This window comes from Mycolicibacterium smegmatis (assembly GCF_001457595.1).
Classification (GTDB): domain Bacteria; phylum Actinomycetota; class Actinomycetes; order Mycobacteriales; family Mycobacteriaceae; genus Mycobacterium; species Mycobacterium smegmatis.
This window is the reverse complement of the sequence record NZ_LN831039.1, coordinates 4288428-4308049: the sequence shown is the minus strand read 5'-3', so window position 1 is coordinate 4308049 and position 19622 is coordinate 4288428. Positions and strand designations below refer to the sequence as shown.

20 protein-coding genes are annotated in these 19622 nt (G+C 68.2%); 15 read left to right on the top strand and 5 right to left on the bottom strand.

Features of this window, described 5'->3' with window-relative positions; genetic code table 11:
• The first annotated feature begins 57 nt into the window (after window positions 1-57).
• The 10 genes from murG to AT701_RS20630 all read left to right on the top strand — a co-directional run bounded on the left by murG (window position 58) and on the right by AT701_RS20630 (window position 9323).
• A complete protein-coding gene (murG, locus tag AT701_RS20680; RefSeq protein ID WP_233032129.1) occupies window positions 58-1122 on the top strand; it encodes an undecaprenyldiphospho-muramoylpentapeptide beta-N-acetylglucosaminyltransferase in 1065 nt (354 codons plus the stop codon).
• Entirely contained in the window at window positions 1119-2567 is a 1449-nt protein-coding gene (gene murC / locus AT701_RS20675; protein WP_011729655.1) for a UDP-N-acetylmuramate--L-alanine ligase, read from the top strand. The genes murG and murC overlap by 4 nt, the downstream gene beginning before the upstream one ends.
• Window positions 2564-3565 carry a cell division protein FtsQ/DivIB gene (locus AT701_RS20670; protein ID WP_011729654.1) on the top strand — a complete coding sequence of 334 codons (1002 nt, stop codon included), beginning with the start codon at window positions 2564-2566 and terminating at the stop codon, window positions 3563-3565. The genes murC and AT701_RS20670 overlap by 4 nt, the downstream gene beginning before the upstream one ends.
• Window positions 3566-3811: 246 nt before the next feature.
• Window positions 3812-4969, top strand: coding sequence for a cell division protein FtsZ (ftsZ, locus tag AT701_RS20660; protein ID WP_003895613.1), 1158 nt, complete (start codon window positions 3812-3814; stop codon window positions 4967-4969).
• Window positions 4970-5014: 45 nt separating this feature from the next.
• Complete coding sequence (pgeF, locus tag AT701_RS20655; RefSeq protein ID WP_011729652.1) at window positions 5015-5728, top strand: peptidoglycan editing factor PgeF; 714 nt, start codon at window positions 5015-5017, stop codon at window positions 5726-5728.
• Entirely contained in the window at window positions 5725-6579 is an 855-nt protein-coding gene (locus AT701_RS20650) for a YggS family pyridoxal phosphate-dependent enzyme (protein ID WP_014877975.1), read from the top strand. Before pgeF ends, AT701_RS20650 begins: the two co-directional genes overlap by 4 nt.
• Window positions 6563-7207: a cell division protein SepF gene (locus tag AT701_RS20645; protein WP_003895610.1), complete on the top strand. Its 645-nt coding sequence runs from the start codon at window positions 6563-6565 to the stop codon at window positions 7205-7207. The genes AT701_RS20650 and AT701_RS20645 overlap by 17 nt, the downstream gene beginning before the upstream one ends.
• A 162-nt stretch (window positions 7208-7369) precedes the next feature.
• On the top strand, window positions 7370-7660 hold the full coding sequence (locus AT701_RS20640) for a YggT family protein (protein WP_003895609.1): 291 nt from the start codon (window positions 7370-7372) through the stop codon (window positions 7658-7660).
• A 240-nt stretch (window positions 7661-7900) separates the two neighbouring features.
• Window positions 7901-8719, top strand: coding sequence for a DivIVA-like cell division protein Wag31 (gene wag31, locus AT701_RS20635; protein ID WP_011729650.1), 819 nt, complete (start codon window positions 7901-7903; stop codon window positions 8717-8719).
• Between the two features lie 94 nt (window positions 8720-8813).
• Window positions 8814-9323 (top strand): ribonuclease E domain-containing protein, encoded by a 510-nt coding sequence (locus AT701_RS20630; protein WP_011729649.1) that lies wholly within the window; start codon window positions 8814-8816, stop codon window positions 9321-9323.
• Between the two features lies 1 nt (window position 9324).
• Here AT701_RS20630 and AT701_RS20625 read toward each other — a convergent pair whose 3' ends face one another.
• From AT701_RS20625 to AT701_RS20610, 4 genes are all read right to left on the bottom strand, one after another.
• Window positions 9325-10002 (bottom strand): phosphoribosyltransferase, encoded by a 678-nt coding sequence (locus AT701_RS20625; protein WP_011729648.1) that lies wholly within the window; start codon window positions 10000-10002, stop codon window positions 9325-9327.
• Window positions 10003-10047: 45 nt separating this feature from the next.
• Window positions 10048-10770, bottom strand: a complete 723-nt coding sequence (locus AT701_RS20620) for a type 1 glutamine amidotransferase (protein WP_011729647.1) — start codon at window positions 10768-10770, stop codon at window positions 10048-10050.
• 211 nt (window positions 10771-10981) lie between these two features.
• A complete protein-coding gene (locus tag AT701_RS20615; RefSeq protein ID WP_058126500.1) occupies window positions 10982-11656 on the bottom strand; it encodes a response regulator in 675 nt (224 codons plus the stop codon).
• Window positions 11649-13286, bottom strand: a complete 1638-nt coding sequence (locus AT701_RS20610) for a sensor histidine kinase (protein ID WP_058127687.1) — start codon at window positions 13284-13286, stop codon at window positions 11649-11651. Before AT701_RS20610 ends, AT701_RS20615 begins: the two co-directional genes overlap by 8 nt.
• Before the next feature lie 138 nt (window positions 13287-13424).
• On the opposite strand from AT701_RS20610, the gene AT701_RS20605 reads away from it, so the two are divergent.
• From AT701_RS20605 to AT701_RS20590, 4 genes are read left to right on the top strand one after another with little or no spacing between them, the layout of a single operon-like run.
• On the top strand, window positions 13425-14408 hold the full coding sequence (locus AT701_RS20605) for a Bug family tripartite tricarboxylate transporter substrate binding protein (RefSeq protein WP_058126499.1): 984 nt from the start codon (window positions 13425-13427) through the stop codon (window positions 14406-14408).
• Window positions 14405-14941, top strand: coding sequence for a tripartite tricarboxylate transporter TctB family protein (locus tag AT701_RS20600; RefSeq protein WP_011729642.1), 537 nt, complete (start codon window positions 14405-14407; stop codon window positions 14939-14941). Before AT701_RS20605 ends, AT701_RS20600 begins: the two co-directional genes overlap by 4 nt.
• On the top strand, window positions 14941-16485 hold the full coding sequence (locus AT701_RS20595) for a tripartite tricarboxylate transporter permease (protein WP_003895599.1): 1545 nt from the start codon (window positions 14941-14943) through the stop codon (window positions 16483-16485). The genes AT701_RS20600 and AT701_RS20595 overlap by 1 nt, the downstream gene beginning before the upstream one ends.
• On the top strand, window positions 16482-16874 hold the full coding sequence (locus tag AT701_RS20590; RefSeq protein ID WP_003895598.1) for a universal stress protein: 393 nt from the start codon (window positions 16482-16484) through the stop codon (window positions 16872-16874). Before AT701_RS20595 ends, AT701_RS20590 begins: the two co-directional genes overlap by 4 nt.
• 9 nt (window positions 16875-16883) lie before the next feature.
• On the opposite strand, the gene AT701_RS20585 is transcribed toward AT701_RS20590, so the two are convergent.
• Window positions 16884-17648: a GntR family transcriptional regulator gene (locus tag AT701_RS20585; RefSeq protein WP_051065186.1), complete on the bottom strand. Its 765-nt coding sequence runs from the start codon at window positions 17646-17648 to the stop codon at window positions 16884-16886.
• Between the two features lie 151 nt (window positions 17649-17799).
• Here AT701_RS20585 and AT701_RS20580 point away from each other — a divergent pair, with 151 nt between their 5' ends.
• Complete coding sequence (locus AT701_RS20580; protein WP_058126498.1) at window positions 17800-19620, top strand: ABC transporter permease; 1821 nt, start codon at window positions 17800-17802, stop codon at window positions 19618-19620.
• The last annotated feature ends 2 nt before the right edge of the window (window positions 19621-19622 follow it).

Genomic DNA, 19622 nt, shown 5'->3' with positions numbered 1-19622 from the left:
CGTGGGATCTCGGTGGTGCTGGCCGGTGGTGGGACAGCAGGGCACGTCGAGCCTGCGATGGCCGTTGCCGACGCGCTGCGCGCGCTCGACCCCGACGTGCGGATCACCGCCCTCGGCACCCAGCGGGGGCTGGAGACCCGGCTGGTGCCGCAGCGCGGCTATGACCTGGAACTGATCACCCCGGTTCCGCTGCCACGCAAACCGTCGAAGGATCTGCTGCGCCTGCCGATGCGGGTGCGCACCGCGATCCGCCAGACCAGGGACGTGCTGACCGGGGTGAACGCCGACGTCGTGGTGGGCTTCGGCGGCTACGTCGCCCTGCCCGCCTATCTCGCCGCGCGCGGCGGGCTCACCGGCCGGCGCAAGGTTCCGGTCGTGGTGCACGAGGCCAATGCACGGGCCGGGCTGGCCAACCGGGTCGGCGCACGTTCGGCGCGCCGGGTGCTCTCGGCCGTGCCCGATTCCGGGCTGCGCAACGTCGAGGTGGTCGGCGTGCCGGTGCGCGAGTCGATCACGTCGCTTGACCGCGCGGCCCTGCGCGCGCAGGCCCGCGCCGAGTTCGGTTTCGCCGAGGACGCCAGGGTGCTGCTGGTGTTCGGCGGATCCCAGGGCGCGCAGTCGATCAACCGTGCCGTGTCCGCGGCGGCGAAAGACCTTGCCGCTGCCGGTATCTCGGTGCTGCACGCGCACGGCCCGAAGAACACCCTCGACCTGCCGCCCGCCGATCCGCAGGCCCCGCCGTACGTGGCCGTCCCGTACCTGGACCGCATGGATCTGGCGTATGCCGCAGCCGATCTCGCGATCTGCCGCTCGGGTGCGATGACGGTGGCCGAGGTCACCGCGGTCGGATTGCCCGCGATCTACGTTCCGCTGCCGATCGGCAACGGTGAGCAGCGCCTCAATGCACTACCGGTGGTCGACGCGGGCGGCGGCCTGCTGGTCGACGACGCCGACCTGAGCGGTGACACCGTCGCGCGGACCGTGATCCCGCTGCTCACCGACGACTCCAAGCTCGCGGCGATGACCGCGGCCGCATCACTGTCCGGGCATCCCGACGCCGCGCGGCGCGTGGCGCAGGTCGCGCTTGAGATCGCGCGCGCGGCACGGAAGAAGGCGTCATGACGGGCATCTCGCTGCCACCGGAGTTGCAGCGTGTGCACATGGTCGGCATCGGCGGCGCCGGCATGTCGGGCGTGGCGCGCATCCTGCTCGACCGCGGCGGACTGGTGTCGGGTTCCGATGCCAAGGAGTCCCGCGGCGTCGTCGCGTTGCGTGCCCGTGGCGCCGAGATCCGCATCGGCCACGACGCGTCGTCGCTGGATCTGCTTCCCGGCGGTCCGACGGCCGTGGTGACCACCCACGCCGCGATCCCCAAGACCAACCCCGAACTCGTCGAGGCGCGCAAGCGCGGCATCCCGGTCATCCTGCGTCCGGTGGTGCTGGCCAAGTTGATGACCGGCTACACCACGCTCATGGTGACCGGCACGCACGGCAAGACCACCACGACCTCGATGCTCATCGTCGCGTTGCAGCACAGCGGATTCGACCCCTCGTTCGCGGTCGGCGGCGAACTGGGTGAGGCAGGCACCAATGCGCATCACGGCAGCGGCACCACGTTCGTCGCCGAGGCCGACGAGAGTGACGGGTCGCTGCTCGAATACACGCCGAACGTGGCCGTGGTGACCAACATCGAGGCCGACCACCTGGACTTCTTCGGCAGCGAGCAGGCCTACACCGCGGTGTTCGACTCGTTCGTCGAGCGCATCGCGCCCGGCGGCGCCCTCGTGGTGTGCACCGACGATCCCGGCGCTGCCGCGCTGGCCGACCGCACCGACGCACTCGGTATCCGGGTGCTGCGCTACGGCAGCACCGGCGACAATCTCGCGGGCACCCTGCTCAGCTGGGAACAGCAGGGCACGGGTGCCGTCGCGCACATCCGGCTCGCGGGGGAACACAACCCACGGGCCGTGCGCCTGTCGGTGCCGGGACGCCACATGGCACTCAACGCGCTGGCCGCGCTGCTGGCCGCGCGCGAGATCGGTGCGCCCACCGACAGCGTGCTCGACGGCCTGGCCGGATTCGAGGGTGTGCGTAGGCGTTTCGAACTCGTCGGGACGGCCGCGGGCGCCCGGGTGTTCGACGACTATGCGCACCATCCCACCGAGGTGCGGGCGACGCTCGAGGCGGCCCGCACGGTCGTCGACCAGAACGGTGGCCGGGTCGTCGTCGCTTTCCAGCCGCACTTGTACTCACGCACAGCGACCTTCGCTCACGAGTTCGGCGCGGCGCTCAGCGTCGCCGATCAGGTGGTCGTGCTCGACGTGTACGCGGCCCGCGAACAGCCCATGGCCGGTGTCAGCGGCGCGACGGTCGCCGACCACGTCACCGCGCCTGTCACATATGTGCCCGACTTCTCGGCCGTGGCAGCGCATGTCGCCTCGATCGCGCGCTCTGGTGACGTGATACTCACGATGGGGGCGGGCGATGTCACCATGCTGGGCGGCGAGATCCTCAGCGAACTGCGCCTCAAGGACAACCGCGGTATGCCGGGAGCGGGCGCGTCGTGACCGGGACGGGTCCCCACGGTGACCCCGCTGAAGATCCTGCAGGCCCCGACGACACCGCAGCCGAGACCGACGGGCCGGCCGAACCGACAGAACCTGTTGACGCTTCCGAAGCTGAGATGACCGACACCACCGAGACGACCGCACAGACCGGGACCACCGCCGAAGCCGACGCCTCCGAGGAGTTCGAGGGTCCGCGCCGCCGCGCGCGCCGCGAGCGCGCCGAACGGCGCGCGGCCCGCGACCGGGCCATGGCGATCGAGCAGGCCCGCCGCGAGGCCAAGCGCCGCGCGGTCGCCGGCGCCCTCGATCCGACGAAATCCGTTCCGCGCAACACGATCCGCGGTCTCAAGGTGCTGATGTGGGCGGCGCTGGTCAGCGTGCTGGCGGTGGCGCTTGGCCTGCTGCTCTACTTCACCCCGATCATGTCGGCCCGCAACGTCGAGGTCAGCGGACTGGCCGAGATCCCGCAGGAGGAGGTGCTCACGGCCGCCGCGGTCGCCCCAGGCACCCCGTTGCTGCAAGTCGACACCGATGCCGTCGCCGAACGGGTCGCGACCATCCGCCGCGTCGCGACCGCGCGTGTGCAGCGCGAGTACCCGTCGACGCTCAAGATCTCGATCGTCGAGCGCGTGCCCGTGGTGGTCAAGGACTATCCGGACGGCCCGCACCTGTTCGACCGCGACGGCGTCGACTTCGCCACGGGCCCCGCGCCGTTGGCGCTGCCGTATCTCGACGCCGACAACCCGGGCCCGAACGATCCGGCGACGCGCGCAGCGCTCGACGTCATGATGGCGCTGCCGCCGGACGTTGCCGCACAGGTCGGCCGTATCGCGGCGCCGTCGGTCGCGTCGATCACGTTGACGCTCATCGACGGTCGCGTCGTGGTGTGGGGGACCGACGACCGTACCCAGGAAAAAGCGCTGAAACTCGCGGCGCTGTTGACCCAGCCGGGCACCACCTACGACGTGTCGAGCCCGGACCTGCCGACGGTCAAATAGCCCCTACGGCAAGGGTTTGACCTGCCGCTCGACGGGTTCCTCAGCCTGCCCCTGTGACGGTCACGACACATCCGCGCAGAAATTGCCGCGCGACGCGTCGGCGCGCCTGCCACGATCAGCCGCGTCCGCCCCCTACCGTTCTGTTTGCGCGGAACTACTTGACATAACTCTAAGCCTATGGTTGAGGTTGAGGGTTTGCAGGGGAGATCGGCGCCCAGAGCACCCAACCAGGGAGGAAGACGATCCATGACCCCCCCGCATAACTACCTCGCGGTCATCAAGGTGGTTGGTATCGGCGGCGGCGGCGTCAACGCCGTCAACCGCATGATCGAACAGGGCCTGAAGGGCGTCGAGTTCATCGCGATCAACACCGATGCCCAGGCACTGCTGATGAGCGACGCCGACGTCAAGCTCGACGTGGGCCGTGACTCCACCCGTGGTCTCGGTGCCGGCGCCGACCCCGAGGTGGGCCGCAAGGCGGCCGAGGACGCCAAGGACGACATCGAGGAGCTGCTGCGCGGCGCCGACATGGTGTTCGTCACCGCAGGTGAGGGCGGCGGCACCGGTACCGGCGGCGCACCCGTCGTCGCGTCGATCGCCCGCAAGCTCGGCGCGCTGACCGTCGGTGTGGTGACGCGCCCGTTCTCGTTCGAGGGCAAGCGGCGCAGCAACCAGGCCGAGGCCGGCATCCAGGCGCTGCGCGAGAGCTGCGACACGCTCATCGTGATCCCCAACGACCGTCTGCTGCAGATGGGCGACGCGGCGGTGTCGCTCATGGACGCGTTCCGCAGCGCCGACGAGGTGCTGCTCAACGGTGTCCAGGGCATCACCGACCTGATCACCACACCCGGTCTGATCAACGTGGACTTCGCCGACGTCAAGGGCGTCATGAGCGGTGCGGGCACGGCGCTGATGGGCATCGGCTCGGCGCGCGGTGACGGCCGTGCGCTCAAGGCCGCCGAGATCGCGATCAACTCGCCGCTGCTCGAGGCCTCGATGGAAGGCGCCCAGGGCGTGCTGCTGTCGGTGGCCGGTGGCAGTGACCTCGGGCTCTTCGAGATCAACGAGGCCGCCTCGCTCGTGCAGGACGCGGCCCATCCCGAGGCCAACATCATCTTCGGCACGGTGATCGACGACTCGCTCGGCGACGAGGTCCGGGTGACCGTCATCGCGGCCGGGTTCGACAGTGCCGGGCCGAGCCGGAAACCCGTGGTGAGCCCGAGCCAGGCGCAGACACAGCCGATCGCCTCGGCCCGCGCGGGCAAGGTGACCACCTCGCTGTTCGAGCCCCAGGACGCGGCGAGCGTGCCCACCCACACCAACGGCGCCACGGTGAGCGTGGGCGGCGACGACGGGGGCATCGCGGATGACGATGTCGACGTGCCGCCCTTCATGCGGCACTGAGCCGACGGCCGGCCACCGCGTTCGAATGGTCCGGATACTGAAACCGTGAGTGTTCGTATTCGGCGCGTGACGACGACCCGCGCCGGTGGTGTTTCGGCACCGCCCTACGATTCGTTCAACCTCGGCGATCACGTGGGTGACGATCCGGCCGCGGTGGCCGCCAATCGTCAACGCCTCGCGGACGCGGTGAGCGCCGACGCAATCGTGTGGATGAATCAGGTCCACGGTGATCGTGTTGTCACCGTGGACGGTCCACGTGAACGTGCGGTAAATGACACCGACGCATTGGTGACCACGGTTCCCGGTTTGGCTTTGGCGGTGGTTACCGCCGATTGTGTTCCGGTGTTAATGGCCGACGCCCGCGCGGGTGTGGTCGCGGCCGCGCACGCCGGTCGTGTGGGCGCCCAGATCGGGATCGTGCCACGCACTCTGGAGGCCATGCTGGCCGCGGGCGCGCATGTCGAGGACATCTCGGTGCTGCTCGGTCCGGCGGTCAGCGGACGCAACTACGAGGTCCCCGAGGCGATGGCGGCCGAGGTCGAGGCCAGCCTGCCCGGCAGTCGCACCACGACGTCGCGCGGAACGCCCGGCTTGGACCTGAGAGCCGGAATCGTCCGTCAATTAAAGGGTTTGGGCGTCGCGGCGATCGACGTGGACCCGCGGTGCACGGTCGCCGACACCACGCTGTTCAGCCATCGACGCCAGGCGCCCACGGGGCGCCTGGCGTGTCTGGTGTGGATGGAGCAGGCCTCGCGATGAGTGCCACGACCCCCTCACGACGCATCCGCGACGCGGACCGCACGGCCCAGCTGACCGCGGCGCTCGGAGCTGCGCGGGCGCGGCTGGCGCGGGCCGCGGAATCGGCCGGAAGAAATGTCGGCGAAATTGAATTACTTCCGGTAACGAAATTCTTTCCCGGCTCGGATATTGTCATTCTCAATCAATTGGGTTGTCTGTCTTTTGGGGAATCCCGCGAACAAGAAGCCGCGAACAAAATTGCGGAAGTTCGCGCCGAATTGCCTGACGCACCAATTCGCTGGCACATGATCGGACGCATCCAGCGCAACAAGGCCCGCGCGGTTGCGGGGTGGGCGTACGCGGCGCACTCGGTCGACAACGCGCGGCTGATCGCCGCGCTGGACCGCGGCGCGGCCGACGCGCTGGGCAGGGGAGTTCGCTCCGAGCCGCTACGGGTGTACCTCCAGATCAGCCTCGACGGGGACGCCGAACGCGGCGGGGTGGACATCGGCGATCCGGATCTGGTGGACGAGTTGTGCGCGGCGATCGACGGGGCCGACGGCCTGACGTTCACGGGACTGATGGCCATACCCCCGCTGGGCGCCGACGCCGACGAGGCGTTCGCACGGCTCGCCGCGGAGCGCGACCGCGTGCAGAAGGCCTACCCGCAGCGCCTGGAGATGTCCGCCGGGATGTCGAACGACCTGGAAAGCGCGGTGAAACACGGTTCGACGTGTGTGCGTGTCGGTACCGCGCTGATGGGCCCCCGACCGCTAACGTCACCCCCAGTAGTCACTCCAGTCACATCTTCATCACAGACATCAGAACTCCCACGGTCAGCAGAAGGGTCGCCCGATGAGCACACTGCATAAGGTCAAGGCCTACTTCGGCATGGCGCCGATGGATGACTACGAAGACGAGTACTACGAGGACGACGACCGCGGCGCCCGCGCCGGCGGGTACAGCCGTCGTCCCCGGGAGGACCGCTTCGAGGAAGAGGCCTACGGCTACGAGGGCCACGAGTACGACGAGGGCCCGGCCTACCGGGGCGGATACGCCGAGCGCTTCGCCGACGAGCCGCGTTTCGAGGGCCGTATGCGTGCTCCGCGCGAGTTCGACCGGCCCGCGCCTGCGCGGCTCGGCGCCATGCGGGGATCGACCCGTGGCGCGCTCGCCATGGACCCGCGCGGCATGGCCGAACTGTTCGAGGCCGGCAGCCCGCTGGCCAAGATCACGACGCTGCGCCCGAAGGACTACAGCGAGGCGCGCACCATCGGTGAGCGGTTCCGCGACGGAACGCCCGTGATCATGGACCTGGTGTCGATGGACAACGCCGACGCCAAGCGCCTGGTCGACTTCGCGGCGGGCCTCGCGTTCGCGCTGCGCGGGTCGTTCGACAAGGTGGCCACCAAGGTCTTCCTGCTTTCGCCTGCCGATGTCGACGTCACGGCCGAGGAGCGCAGGCGCATCGCCGAGGCGGGCTTCTACTCCTACCGTTAGCCACATCCCTGGTCGCCGGACCGCCACCTGTCTTTCGTGCGCTCCACGGCCGGGTAGGCTGGCGGCGTCGCATCACCGGTCGGCACACCGGATAGTTCGAGTGCCGACCTGCAGCGACCTGTATCGAATGTCACACATCCGTCGGTAGTGAGGTCGGCTCAGTTGTCGCTGTTTTTCCAGATCCTGGGTTTCGCGCTGTTCATCTTCTGGCTGCTGCTCATCGCGCGCGTGGTCGTGGAGTTCATCCGCTCGTTCAGCCGGGACTGGCATCCCCGTGGCTTCACCGTGGTCATCCTTGAGCTGATCATGACCGTCACCGATCCGCCGGTGAAGCTGTTGCGCAGGATCATTCCCCAGCTCACGGTGGGCGCGGTGCGCTTCGATCTGTCGATCATGGTGCTGCTGCTGGCGGCGTTCATCGGCATGCAGCTCGCGTTCGGCGCCGCGGTCTGACACCGGGGGCGCGCGGGTTCCCCGGGATTTCCGGGAGCGGCGCCCGTGCCGCCGGAACGCCTGGTTGCCGACGTTTGCCGGGGCGCTGCACGGAGCCGTAAGAAGATTGAAATTCGCTCTTAAAATTGCCCTCTACTGCAACCGCCGGGTCTGGTGTGACAGGATGGACGCCAGTTGCGTTCAAACAAGGCTCTACACTTTGAGATCGGTTGACGGTTCAAGACTTCAAGGGGGCAGACAATGCCGCTCACACCAGCGGACGTCCATAACGTCGCGTTCAGTAAGCCACCAATTGGCAAGCGAGGCTACAACGAGGACGAGGTCGACGCCTTTCTCGATCTGGTTGAGAACGAGCTGACCCGCCTCATCGAGGAGAACGCCGACCTGCGTCAGCGGGTCGCCGAACTCGACCAGGAACTCGCGGCGGCACGCTCGGGCGCAGGCGCGTCGTCACAGGCGACGTCGTCGATCCCGCTGTACGAGCCCGAGCCGGAGCCCGCCCCGGCTCCACCGCAGCCGGTCTACGAGGCCCCGGCGCAGCCGGCCGCACCGCAGAGTGAGGACACCGCTGTGCGCGCGGCCCGCGTGCTGAGCCTCGCGCAGGACACCGCGGACCGTCTGACCAGCACAGCCAAGGCCGAGGCGGACAAGCTGCTCTCCGACGCGCGTGCGCAGGCCGAGGCGATGGTGAGCGACGCCCGCCAGACCGCCGAGACCACGGTCTCCGAGGCGCGTCAGCGTGCCGACGCCATGCTGGCCGACGCCCAGACCCGGTCGGAGGCCCAGTTGCGGCAGGCCCAGGAGAAGGCCGACGCGCTGCAGGCCGATGCCGAGCGCAAGCATTCCGAGATCATGGGAACCATCAACCAGCAGCGCACGGTGCTGGAGGGTCGGCTCGAGCAGTTGCGCACGTTTGAACGCGAATACCGGACGCGCCTCAAGACCTACCTGGAGTCGCAGCTCGAGGAGCTGGGTCAGCGTGGTTCGGCCGCACCGGTCGATTCCAGCGCGAACAGCGACGCCAGCGGATTCGGCCAGTTCAACCGCGGCAACAACTGACTCGTCCGGCGACAGGCCCCGCGTCGACACGACCCGGGGCTGACTCGATGGGTCCGTCACCGTGGTCGGACCGCCACACCCTAGGGTTCAAACAATGTTGATCATTGCGCTCGTGCTCGCCGTCATCGGCCTGGCAGCGCTGGTGACCGCCGTGGTCACCAGCAACGAACTGATCGCCTGGGTCTGCATCGGCGCCAGCGTGCTCGGCGTGGTCCTGCTGATCGTCGACGCTCTGCGTGAGCGCTCCCGCGGCGCACGCACGTCGGCCCGCGGCTCAGGCGCCGCTGCCGATGGTGAGGCCGACGTCGACCAGGCGGCCGAAGAGGTCGACGAGGAGTACGACAGCAGCCGCGACACCCAGGTGATCGCGGCGGTGCAGGACACCGCCGAGGTCGACGCCGACGAGCCGGTCGATTACCCCGAGGATGCGGTGGACGCCGAGAATGCAGCGGCCTCGGAGGAGACCATGTCAGACGGGGTCGCCGCCGAAACGGCCGCAGATGACGTCGATGCGAGCGACGAGCCCGAGGCGACGGGCGACACGGACACCCCAGAAGTCACCGCAACCGCGTCCGACGCCGAGACCGAAGAGCGCAAGAACTAGCTCACCGCACCGGGTCGGTGGTCGGTGTCGCGAGCAATTCGCGCACCTCGTCGTCGCTGACCTGGTGGAAGTCTGCGAACGCCTGTCCGACGGCCTCGAAGTCCTGCGGCATGCTCGCGCACACCACGTCGTCGGCCTCGGCCGCCAGTTCCCGGCACACCCCGGGCGGGCCCACGGGAACCGCAACCACCACGCGCCGCGCGCCGCGGACCGCGCGTACCGCGGCCATCATGCTGGCTCCCGTGGCGATGCCGTCGTCGACCAGGATCACCGTCCGGCCCGCGACCTGCAGCGGTTCGCGGTCGCCGCGGTAGGCCTGCTCGCGGCGCTCAAGTTCGATCGTCTCGCGGCGCAGCGTCTCGGCCATGTCGTCGTCGCTGATGCCGAGCCGGTCCATCAACTTCTCGTTGAGCACCACGCCGCCGCCTGAGGCCACGGCCCCCATCGCGAGTTCCTGCCACTGCGGAACCCCCAGCTTGCGCACCAGGAACACGTCGAGCGGTGCCCGCAGGTGAGCCGCCACCTCCCACGCGACCGGAACGCCGCCGCGGGCGAGTCCCAGGACGAGCACGTCGGGATCATCGCGATAGGACGACAGGCGCTGCGCCAGGACCCGGCCTGCCTCGCGGCGATCCTGGAATGTGCGGATGGCGTCGTGACGGACGCTCCATGCGCTCATCTGGCCTGTCTGCGGTCTTGCGGATCTGCTTCCGACCGCTCCAGCCTACGACGCAGGGTCGGCCCGGACCACCTTGTCGAGGAACGCCCGCACGAGCTCACGCACGCGCACGGCCGCGTCGTCGACGAGTTCCTTTGTGCGCAAACGCAAGTCGTCGTGGTTGTAACCGAGCTTGCCGGAAATGCCCTCGCGGTCGTCGGCCAGCCAGCCCTCCAGCAGATCGACATCCACCTCGGGGTGGAACTGCAGCGCCAGCGCACGTCCCAGCACGAAGGCCTGCGACGACCGTGACGTCCGCGCGATCTCGGTGGCGCCCGGCGGCACCGTCCAGCGGTCGAAGTGCCACTGGAACCACGGGCCCGGGGCGATCAGCCCGGCATCGTCGGTGTCGAGTTCGAACCAGCCGACCTCCGCGGTCTCGGCGCGTGCGACCGAACCACCGAACGTCTGGGCCAGCAACTGTCCGCCGAAGCACACCCCGAGGATGCCGACACCGGCGTCGGCGGCCTTGCGCATCATGTCCATCTCGGCGGTCACCCAGGTGCCGACCAGGGACTGCTCGTACACGGGCCACCGCGCGCCGAGGGGCACGATCACGTCGTATGCGGTGGGATCCGGGAATGCGACGTCGCCGGCCGGGGTTTCCACGCGCTCGGGCGGGACCACCTCGAAGGTCTCGATGTCGAAGCCGCACTCGGAGAATGCGTCGCCGAGCATCGCCTCGGTGCACATGTGTTCGTTGTGGATGAACAGGACTTTCGGTGCCACACCAGCATTATTCAGCACGCGTCTGGCAGCGTGTCCCTCGCATGGGCGTCCGGCCGGGTGTTCTCGATCACGCCGCGTCGAACGTCGGCGGCAGGTGCGATCGACCGTCCAGGCCGCTCACTGAGCCGTTTGCCCGATTCCGCCGTGGGCCCGACGTGATCCGTTGTGCGGCAACGACGATCGGTACACCGCGAACAGCCCGGGCATCCGGCTACCGCATCCGGTCGGGGATCCGGTAGCGCCGCTCGGGCCGTCCGGTGCCGTACTGCAACCGCAACTCCAGCGCGCCGGTGCTCAGGTAGTGCTCGAGGTAGCGCCGTGCGCTCACACGGGAGATCCCGACCAGCTCGGCGCATTGCGCCGCCGACACCTCCCCGGCGTTGCGCACCGCGTCCATCACCAGCCGCCCGGTCTCGGCGCCGAGACCCTTGGGCAGGGGCGAGGCCGTCGCCGGTGACGAGCCGCCGAACAGCGCGTCGATCATGGATTGGTCGGCACCGCCGTCGGCCGCCAGCGCGTCGGCACGCGCGGCGAACGCCTCGAGTTTGGTCCGCAGGTGGTCGAACTCGAACGGTTTGATCAGGTAGTCGGCCGCCCCGCCGTCCAATGCGCCACGGACCGTGTCGAGTTCGCGGGCCGCGGTGATCATGATGACCCCGACCAGGTTTCCGTCGGCGCGCAGACGTTGCAACACCTCCAGCCCCGTCATGTCGGGCAGATAGACGTCGAGCAGGATCAGGTCGGGTCGCAGATTCTGCGCGGAGGCCAGCGCTTCGGTCCCGGTGCGCGCGACACCGACGGCGCGGAAGCCGTCGACGCGTTCGACGAAGCGCCGGTGGATCTCGGCGACCATGAAGTCGTCGTCGACGACGAGTACATCACGCACGGGCGGTCACCTCCGGAAGCCGCACGACGAACGACGCGCCGCCGCCCGGGCCGTCGGTGACCTCGATGCTGCCGCCGTGCTGTGCGGTCACGAGCCGCACCAGCGCGAGGCCGATGCCGCGCCCGCCCGGCACGTCCGGTTTCGACGTCACGCCGCGCGCGAAGATCGACTCGCGCAGGTGTGCGGGCACGCCGGGACCCGAATCCGACACCTGCAGCAGCAGCCCGGCCGAGTCGTCCAGGCGCACCGAGACGTGTGCGGCGGACGAACCGCCGGGCACGGCCGATACGTCTACGGCGTTGTCCACCAGGTTGCCCAGCAGCGTGATGACGTCGGTGGCCAGCGCCGGATCCAGTGCGGCCAGGTGACTGTCGTCGGTGAGGTTCAGCGCGACCCCGCGTTCGGCCGCCAGCGAGGTTTTCGCGATCAGCAGTGCCGCGACAGCGGGATCGGAAACATGTTGGGTGACAGCATCGTTGATCTCGGCTCGGCGACGGGTCAAGGTGCCGACCAGATCTCGGACCGCGTCGAACTCGCCGAGCTGGACCAGTCCGGAGATGGTGTGCAACTGGTTGGCGAACTCGTGGGTCTGGGCACGCAATGTATCGGTGACACTGCGGTGCGAGGACAACTGTGCCTGCAGCGCAGCGAGTTCGGTGCTGTCGCGCATGGTGGTCACGGTACCGATGCGGTGCCCCTGGCTGCTGGCCGCGCGCCGGTTGAGCGCCAGCACGCGGGTGCGGGTCGCGATGATGACGTCGCTCTCGTTCGCGGTCTCGTCGGTGCGGGCGTCGTGGCCGGACAGCAGGAAGTCCACCACGGCCGGTTCGAGCCCGATGGCGCCCACGTGGCGGCCGACCGCGTCGGGGCCGATGCCCAGCAGTTCGCACGCGCTGTCGTTGAGCACTGTCACGGACCCGTCGGTGTTCACCGCGACGACGCCCTCTCGGATGCTGTGCAGCAGTGCTTCTCGGTGATCGGCAAGGCTCGCGATCTCGGCGATGTCCAGGCCGCGGGTATGGCGTTTGATGCGCCGCGACAGCAACCATGAGGTGAACAGCCCGAGTGCGGCGCCGATCCCGAGGTAGATCAGCAACCGTTCGCCGGAGCCGCTGAGCAGTTCCCACACCGACGGGTAGTGCTCGCTGGCCGAGACGATGGCCAGGGGCTCGCCGGACGGCGCCAGGACCGGCACCTGCCCGACGAGGCTGTGCAGGCCATCGATCGTGTCGTCCCCGAACCACGAGCGCCCCTCGTCGGCGCGGCTGGTGTCCAGGTCGATGCGCTGCCCGACCCGGGCCGGTTCCGACGACGCCCGCACAACGCCGGCGGGATCGGTGATCTCGACCAGGTCGGCACCCGAGAGGGCGACCGCGCGGTCGACCTCGGGCGCGAGGATCCTGGTCGCGAACGGATCGGCGTAGCGGTCGCGCACGATGGGGGTGGACGCCACGTTCTCGGCGACGGCGATCATGCGCTGGCCGCGCACCTCACGGAACTCGCGGGTGGACTGCGCCACCGAGATCGCGGCCACCGCGCCGAGGACGACGGCGACCACCAGCAGTTGGAAGACCAGGAACCGGCCGGCCAGGCTGGCCGCATGTACCCGGTCGCCGGGCAGGCTGCGCAGCCGCGCGAGCGGTGAACTCTGGGTTGAACTCAAAGACCAAAACTTCCTTTGCGTTCGAATTGGTGACCTGGGTCACTCGTCGGGTCCAGTATGGCTGAGCATCACCTTTTCTTCGGGACGCAGTGATTGGGGACTGCAGTGAGGCTTCGACAATTGTGGGCCGCGTTGGTGGCCGTGCTGCTCGCGGTGACGCTGGTGACCGCGTGCGGCGTCACGCGCGGCGACGAATCCCGCGGCCTGCACCGCCTGCGCATGATGGTGCCGAACAGCCCCGGCGGCGGTTACGACCTCACCGCACGCACGGCGGTGAAGATCATGGAGGACACCGACATCACCGGGCGCATCGAGGTGTTCAACGTGATCGGCGCGGGCGGCACCGTGGCGATGGCGCGGTTGATGAACGAACGGGGCAACGACGACCTCATGATGATGATGGGGCTCGGCGTGGTCGGCGCGGTGTACACCAACGGTTCGTCGGCGCGTGCCTCCGACGCGACCGCACTGGCGAAGATGGTCGAGGAGCAGGAGGGAATCCTCGTTCCCGGCGATTCACCGTTCCGCACCATCGGTGACCTGGTGGCGGCGTGGAAGGCCGATCCGTCGAAGGTCTCGATCGGTGGCGGATCCTCGCCGGGCGGGCCGGACCATCTGTTCCCGATGGAGACCGCGCGTGCGGTGGGTGTCGATCCGCGCCAGGTCAACTACATCACCTACGACGGTGGCGGCGACCTGTTGACGGCGTTGCTGGGCAAGAAGATCGCGGCGGGGACCACCGGCCTCGGCGAGTTCGTCGACCAGATCGAGGCGGGACAGGTCCGCGTGCTCGCGGTGTCCGGCGCCGAGCGGGTCCAGGGCATCGACGCACCGACCCTCACCGAGGCCGGTATCGATCTGACGTTCACCAACTGGCGCGGAGTGCTTGCGCCGCCGGGCATTTCCGACGACGCGCGCGACGCCATGGTGGGCGCGCTCACCGAACTGCACGACACCGACCAGTGGAAGGAAGCCATGGTCAAGAACGGCTGGAGCGACGCCTTCACCACGGGGCCGGAATTCGAGCAGTTCCTCAAGGACCAGGACGAGCGCGTCTCGACGACGCTGACCGATTTGGGGTTGCTATGACCGAGGATTCGCTGCCCAACGCAGAAGCCGGGACCGAAATCCGTGAGCGCAGGGTCGATCGCGCGCAGTACCTCGTGTGCGCCGTGCTGGTCGCCGTCGGCGCGTTCCTCATCTACGACGCCCTGACCCTGGCCGAAGGTTTCGCGAAGGTGGATCCCGTGGGGCCACGGATGTTCCCGCTGGGCATCGGCGTAGTGCTCATCGCGCTGGCGGCGGTGCTGGCGATCGCGATACCCCGCGGATCGGTCGGCGAGGCCGACGCCGGTGAAGACGTCGACCCGAACTCGCCGGGGGACTGGCGCACCGTGGGCTTGCTGGTCGGGTTGTTCGTCGCGGTGATCGTGCTCGTGCAACCGCTGGGCTGGGCGATCACCGGTGCACTGTTGTTCGCCGGTGCGGCAACGGTCCTGGGCAACCACCACTACGTCCGCAACATCGCGATCGGTGCGGTGCTGTCGGTGCTGAGCTTCTACGCGTTCTACTCCGGGCTCGGGATCCCGCTGCCCGCAGGCATTCTGGACGGGATTCTGTGATGGAGAACTTCGACTGGTTGATGCAGGGGTTCGCCGAGGCGGCCACCCCGATGAACCTGCTGTACGCCGTGATCGGCGTGCTGCTCGGCACCGCGGTGGGTGTGCTGCCGGGCATCGGACCGGCGATGACGGTGGCGCTGCTGCTGCCGGTGACCTACAACGTCAGCCCCAGTGCGGCGTTCATCATGTTCGCCGGCATCTTCTACGGCGGCATGTACGGCGGTTCCACGACGTCGATCCTGCTGAACACCCCTGGCGAATCCTCGTCGGTGATCACCGCGATCGAGGGCAACAAGATGGCCAAGGCCGGCCGTGCCGCACAGGCGCTGGCGACCGCGGCCATCGGATCGTTCGTCGCCGGTGCGATCGGCACCGCGCTGCTGGCCGCGTTCGCACCGCCCATCTCACGGTTCGCGGTCACTCTCGGGGCTCCGTCGTATCTGGCGATCATGCTGTTTGCACTGGTCGCGGTGACCGCGGTGCTCGGTGCCTCCAAGCTGCGCGGTGCGATCTCGCTGTTCCTCGGCCTGGCCATCGGCTGCGTCGGCATCGATTTCCTCACCGGGCAGCCGCGCGCGACGTTCGGACTGCCGCTGTTGAGCGACGGCATCGACATCGTGGTCATCGCGGTGGCGATCTTCGCCCTCGGCGAGGCGTTGTGGGTCGCGGCGCATCTGCGGCGCCGCCCCGCCGACGTGATCCCGGTGGGTCGGCCGTGGATGAGCCGCGAGGACTTCGGCCGGTCCTGGAAGCCGTGGCTGCGCGGCACCGCATACGGATTCCCGTTCGGTGCGCTGCCCGCCGGCGGCGCGGAGCTGCCGACGTTTTTGTCCTACATCACCGAGAAACGCCTGTCCAAGCACCCCGAGGAGTTCGGCAAGGGAGCGATCGAAGGTGTCGCAGGCCCGGAGGCGGCCAACAACGCCTCGGCCGCAGGAACGTTGGTTCCCATGCTGTCGCTGGGTCTGCCCACCAACGCCACCGCGGCGGTCATGCTCACGGCGTTCGTGTCCTACGGAATCCAGCCCGGTCCAACGCTTTTCGAGAAGGAGCCGCTGCTGATCTGGACGCTGATCGCGAGCCTGTTCATCGGCAACTTCCTGCTCTTGGTCCTCAACCTGCCGCTGGCGCCACTGTGGGCGCGGCTGCTGCGCACTCCGCGGCCCTACCTGTACGCCGGCATCCTGTTCTTCGCGACGCTGGGTGCGCTCGCGGTGAACGTGCAGGCGCTGGATCTGGCGCTGCTGTTGGTGTTCGGGCTGCTGGGTCTCATGATGCGCCGCTTCGGGCTTCCGGTGCTGCCGCTCATCATCGGCGTGATCCTCGGCCCGCGCATCGAACGGCAACTGCGCCAGAGCCTTCAGCTCGGTGGCGGTGACTGGTCGAGCCTGTTCACCGAACCGGTCGCGATCGTGGTCTATGTCCTCATGGCGATCCTGCTGCTCATGCCGCTGGTGCTCAGGTTGATGCACCGCAGTGAGGAGACGCTGTTGATCGTCGAGGACGATGTGGATCAGCAGGAGAAAGCGCAGGCCCAGCGATGATCGTCATCGGCTACAGCGCGGATCAGTTCGGCCGGGCCGCGATCGAACACGGGATCGCCGAGGCCAATCGGCGGGACACCGGCGTGCTGGTGATCAACGCGACCGCGGGTGACGCCTACGTCGACGCGCGGTTCGCGCGCTCGGGCGAGGTCCACGACGTCGAGGAGCATCTGCGGGACAGCGGCGTGCCGTTCGAGATCCGGCAGCCGGTGGGCGTGGACGCGGCCGAGGAACTGCTCACCGCCATGGACAGGCCCGACGCCGAGCTGCTGGTGATCGGGATCCGCCACCGCAGCCCGGTGGGCAAGCTCCTGCTCGGCAGCGTGTCGCAGCGGTTGCTGCTGGAGTGCCCCAAACCGGTGCTGGCGGTGAAACCGCAGGAATACTGAGCCGGGCCGTCACTGAGTGGTGGAGACCGAGGTCATCCGGTACAGCGTGGGATGGTAGAAGTTTCGCGAATAGTTGGTGAACTGCCGCGAATCGTCATAGACCCGAAGGTGTTCGGAGAGTATCGGGGTCCCTGGCTCGATGCGGAGCAACGCCGACTGCTCTGCGGTCGGCAGGCACGCGATGACCTCCTGGCGCACCATCGCGGCGGAATGCCCGATGCGTTCCCAGTATTCGTCCATGCTGCGCTCGGTGAGTTCGTCCACCCGCGGTTCGGGGAACTCGGCGGGGAAGTAGTTCTCCATCACCGCGACCGGAAGATCGTTGGCCAGTCGTAGCCTGCGGATGATCCGCAACGGTGTGCCGATGGCGAACCCGGTGATGTCGGACAATGCGCGGTCGGCCTCGGCGGTGTCGACGGTGAGCACTTTGGTCGCGGGTTTGCGGTCGGCCGCCGCAAGTTCGGCGTACAGACTGCGGATCCCGGGTTTGTCGATGCCCGGCGCGGCCGCGACCCGGGTTCCGACGCCCCGGACGCGCACGATCAGACCCTTGTCGATCAGGTAGTCGATCGCCCGGCGCAGGGTGCCGCGGGCCACTTGGAAGTCACGTACGAGCTGTGGCTCGGCGGGCAGGAACGAACCTGGCGGGAGGCTGCCGCGTCTGATGCCGTTCTCGATCTGGTCGATCACCTGCACGTAGAGGGGGAGTGACACCGACTGATCGACCGGGACGAAGTCGCTGATAGCGCCGGGTTGGGTAGCGCTGTGGGTCACCCGACCATGCTAAGCCAGCCGGCTCGGGGCGGCGGTGAGGCGAGCCACCGAAGTTGATCGGGGTGATGTACATCTCGTCGCAGCTGTGTCACTATGACAAGACATCCACATTTATGGATGTCTTCGGTGTAGAGAGACAAGGACCCCTTCCGTGAGTGTTTCGACTCGGCTGCCGGACGGTCCGCCCCGCCGGGCACTGGGCTACCGGGCACGTGTCGCGCTGCGTAACCCGACCACGGCGATCGGGCTGCTGACGCTGGTGCTGTTCGGCTATCTGATCGCGGTTCCCATCGTGGTGTTGATGATCGACGGGTTCCGCGTCGAACGCGCCGACGAGGGCATCACACGCAAGGCCACGGGCGAGCCGACCACCTACTACCTGTGGCGCGTGCTGCGCTCGCCGACGGCGGTCGACATCTTCTGGACGCCGCTGTGGAACACCGTGACGATCGCCTTCTTCTCGGTGCTGTTCGCCTTGGTGGTCGGCGGTGTCGCGGCCTGGTTCATCGCCCGCAGCAACGTCTTCGGCCGCAAGTGGTTCGCCACCGCGTTGATCGTGCCGTACATGTTGCCGTCGTGGACGTTCGCACTGGCCTGGACCACGGTGTTCAAGAACCGAACCGCGGGAGGCCAACTGGGCTGGATGGAGCAGCTCGGGTTCGTGCCCGGCGACTGGCTGGCCTACGGCCGGCTCCCGATCATCGTGATCTTCACCATGCACTTCTCGCCGTTCGTGATCCTGCTCGTCGGAAATGCGCTCAAGCGCTTCGATTCTCAGCTCGAGGAGTCGGCGCGGATACTGGGCGCGAGCCGTCTTGCCGTCACCTTCACGATCATCGTGCCGATGATGCGTCCGGCGCTCATCTCGGCCACCACGTTGATCCTTGCCAAGGTGCTCGGTGAGTTCGGCGTCGCATACATCCTCGGTCTGCCCGTCGGGTTCGACGTGCTCGCCACCTCGCTGTATCGCAGCATCGCCTCCGACCAGACCGGTGTCGCGGCGATCCTGGTCGCGGCGATCGTGCTGATCGGCCTGGTGTCCCTGTGGGTCGACGTGCATTTCCTCAAGGAGGCAAGGCGATTCGTCACAATCGGTGGCAAGGGCGCCCTCAATCGCGCGGTGGATCTGGGTAGGTGGCGCGCGCCGGCCACGATGTGGTGCGCGGCATTGTTCGCGGTCAGCGTGGCGGTGCCGATCGCGGTGCTGTGCCTGTCGACCGTCATGAAGGTGCCTGCCGAGTTCACGCGCGACAACTTCACGCTTCAATACTGGATCGGGCGTGACCTGAACACGCCCGCGTTCCCGGACGGCATCCTGGTGAGTCCCAGTGTCTGGAGCGCTGTCTGGAACAGTTTCTGGATCGTGGGCCTCGCCTCGGTCGCTGCGGGCATCCTCGGACTGCTGGTCGGTTACGTGGTGGTGCGGTCGGAATCACGGATCCTGTCGACGGTGTTGCGGCAGTTGACCTTTCTTCCCTATCTGGTGCCGGGGATCGCGTTCGCGGTCGCCTACATCACGTTGTTCGCGGTGCCGCGCGGACCGATACCGGCGCTGTACGGCACGACCGTCATTCTGCTGCTGATCTACCTGGCCGATCAGATGCCGTTCGCCTCGCGGGCCGGTATCTCGGCGATGATGCAACTGGGCCGCGATGCGGAGGAATCGGCGCAGATCATGGGCGCCGGTTGGCTACGACGCATGGGCACGGTGGTGTTGCCGATTCAGAAGGGCGCGTTGGCCGCAGGAATTCTGATGCCCTTCATATCCGGCATCAAGAGCCTGAGCCTGGTCGTCATCCTCGCGGTTCCCGGCGGCGACGTGTTGACCACGTTGGCGATACGTCTGGTGGACTTCGGATACACCCAATCGGCCAACGGCGTCGTGCTCATCGTGGCGGCGGTGGCATTCCTCGGCACGTACTCGATTCAGAAACTCCTCAAGACAGACCTCGCGAGCGGATTGGAAGGATAGCG

Coding starts and splice junctions, on each gene's coding strand:
- AT701_RS20590 (WP_003895598.1), top strand. CDS start 16,482: ATGATCGTCATCGGCTACAGCGCGGATCAGTTCGGCCGGGCCGCGATC.
- murG (WP_233032129.1), top strand. CDS start 58: ATGGCCGTTGCCGACGCGCTGCGCGCGCTCGACCCCGACGTGCGGATC.
- AT701_RS20630 (WP_011729649.1), top strand. CDS start 8,814: ATGTTGATCATTGCGCTCGTGCTCGCCGTCATCGGCCTGGCAGCGCTG.
- AT701_RS20595 (WP_003895599.1), top strand. CDS start 14,941: ATGGAGAACTTCGACTGGTTGATGCAGGGGTTCGCCGAGGCGGCCACC.
- AT701_RS20645 (WP_003895610.1), top strand. CDS start 6,563: ATGAGCACACTGCATAAGGTCAAGGCCTACTTCGGCATGGCGCCGATG.
- AT701_RS20600 (WP_011729642.1), top strand. CDS start 14,405: ATGACCGAGGATTCGCTGCCCAACGCAGAAGCCGGGACCGAAATCCGT.
- AT701_RS20650 (WP_014877975.1), top strand. CDS start 5,725: ATGAGTGCCACGACCCCCTCACGACGCATCCGCGACGCGGACCGCACG.
- ftsZ (WP_003895613.1), top strand. CDS start 3,812: ATGACCCCCCCGCATAACTACCTCGCGGTCATCAAGGTGGTTGGTATC.
- wag31 (WP_011729650.1), top strand. CDS start 7,901: ATGCCGCTCACACCAGCGGACGTCCATAACGTCGCGTTCAGTAAGCCA.
- AT701_RS20625 (WP_011729648.1), bottom strand. CDS start 10,002: ATGAGCGCATGGAGCGTCCGTCACGACGCCATCCGCACATTCCAGGAT.
- murC (WP_011729655.1), top strand. CDS start 1,119: ATGACGGGCATCTCGCTGCCACCGGAGTTGCAGCGTGTGCACATGGTC.